Origin of the sequence: Burkholderia sp. AU4i, assembly GCF_000466765.1 — a bacterium.
GTDB classification, from domain to species: domain Bacteria; phylum Pseudomonadota; class Gammaproteobacteria; order Burkholderiales; family Burkholderiaceae; genus Burkholderia; species Burkholderia cepacia.
Genome location: NZ_ASSI01000305.1, coordinates 1 through 1,812 on the forward strand (window position 1 = coordinate 1; position 1,812 = coordinate 1,812).

The window sequence follows — 1,812 nt, forward strand, 5'->3', positions numbered from 1 at the left end:
ATCGCTGATATCGCTGATATCGCTGATATCGCCGCCATCGCCGCCATCGCCGCCATCGCCGCCGTCGCTGCACGCGGGTGTTTCATGCAGCGTCTTGCGCGGCCGACGGAACCGTCCGCAGGAACGCGCGCACTGCCGGCGCCTTTTCGAAGCGCCGGTGCGCGAGCGCGAGTTCCGACGTGATCGGCTTGCCGGCGATCGGCCGGTACACGACACCCGGCAGCGACACGCAGCCGGCGAGCGCATCGGGAATCACCGCAACCCAGCCGTTCACGGACACGCATGCGAGTACCGCGAGCAAGCCGCCCGGGCGGGCGGCGACCAGCGGCGCGAAGCGGCCGCGGCGCGCGACTTCGAGCGTGCCTCGCTCCTGTTCGGGCACAGCGAAGCGCGCGTCGGCGAGGTCGGCCGCGCGAATGGCGGCCATCGACGCGTAGCGCGACCCGGCCGGCACGGCCGCGACGAACACGTCGCGCTGCAGCGTGACGATCCGCAGGCCGCCGGGCAGCGGCAGCGGCGGGCGGACGTACGCGAGGTCGAGGCGGCCCGTGTCGAGCTGGTTCGCGACGTCGTCCATCGGCACTTCGCGCAGGTTCAGCTCGATGCGCGGGTGCGCGTCGCGAAACGCGCCGACCGTGCGCTGCAGCGTGCCTGAATAGACGGCCGACGACACGTAGCCGATCTCGATCCTGCCGAGCTCGCCGCGCTCGGCCAGCGCCGCGAGTTCGCGGCCGCGCTGCAGGTGTTCGACCGCGGCGCGCGCTTCGGCGAGATAGGCCTCGCCGGCCGCGCTCAGCGTGACCGCGCGGCGCGACCGGTGAAAGAGGCGCACGCCGAGCACGCGTTCGGCCTCCTGGATCTGCCGCGTGAGCGCGGGCGGCGCCATGTCGAGCGCCTCGGCCGCGCGGGCGAAGTGCAGGTGCTGCGCGACGCTCAGGAACGCGCGCACGTGACGGAATTCGAGCCGATCCATGATTGCAGTTTTCGTCAATAAAAAAGCGTCTGAGTATCAATGACGGGCAATACCGGGCAAGCCTAGCATATGGTTCGTTCAACCTGATCCGGAGTGTCCGATGTCCCAGTCTTCACCGGCGTCGCGCGCGGGCGCGGCTGCCGCCCCGCGCACGGGTGGCCGCATGCCCGCCGCCGCGACGCTCGCCGTCGCGTCCGCGACCTGCTCGCTGATCGTGCTCGACACGAACGTCGTCGCCGTGTCGCTGCCGAGCATCGCGCGCAGTTTCCACGCGAGCTTTGCCGATATCGAATGGGTCGTGAGTGCGTACATGACTGCGTTCGCCGCCTGCCTGCTGCCGGCCGGCGGGCTCGCCGACCGCTTCGGGCGCAAGCGGATGCTCGGCGCGGGGCTCGCGCTGTTCTTTCTCGCGTCGCTCGGCTGCGGCGTCGCGCCGTCGGCGGGCTGGCTGATCGCCGCGCGTGCGGTGAAGGGCGGCGGCGCCGCGCTGTTGCTGACGGCCGCGCTCGCCGTGATCGCGAACCGTTTTCCGGACGGGCGCGAGCGGGCACGTGCGTGGGCGATCTGGGGCATGTGCATGGGGATCGCGACGGCCGTCGCGCCGCTCGTCGGCGGCGCGATCACGCAATGGATCGGGTGGCGCTGGGTGTTCCTGCTGAACCTGCCCGTCTGCATGCTGCTCGCGGCCGGCGCGCGCGTCGCGATCGACGAGTCGCGCGATCCGCACGCGAAGCGCGTGGATGCGGCCGGCAGCCTGTTGTTCGGCGCGGCGCTCGCGTGCGCGATCGCGGCCCTGATCGGCGCACCGTCGCACGGCTGGCTGTCGGCCGCGACGCTCG

2 protein-coding genes are annotated in these 1,812 nt (G+C 71.9%); one reads left to right on the top strand and one right to left on the bottom strand.

Annotated features, from left to right (window positions below; translation table 11 throughout):
- Positions 1-82: 82 nt before the first annotated feature.
- Entirely contained in the window at positions 83-973 is an 891-nt protein-coding gene (locus L810_RS41210) for a LysR family transcriptional regulator (RefSeq protein WP_021164036.1), read from the bottom strand.
- 100 nt (positions 974-1,073) lie between these two features.
- On the opposite strand from L810_RS41210, the gene L810_RS41215 reads away from it, so the two are divergent.
- On the top strand, positions 1,074-1,812 hold a 739-nt coding region (locus L810_RS41215; RefSeq protein ID WP_042978273.1), incomplete at its 3' end, for an MFS transporter.

Bases quoted from the DNA above. Each gene is read 5' to 3' on its own strand.
- L810_RS41210 (WP_021164036.1), bottom strand. From the start codon at position 973: ATGGATCGGCTCGAATTCCGTCACGTGCGCGCGTTCCTGAGCGTCGCG.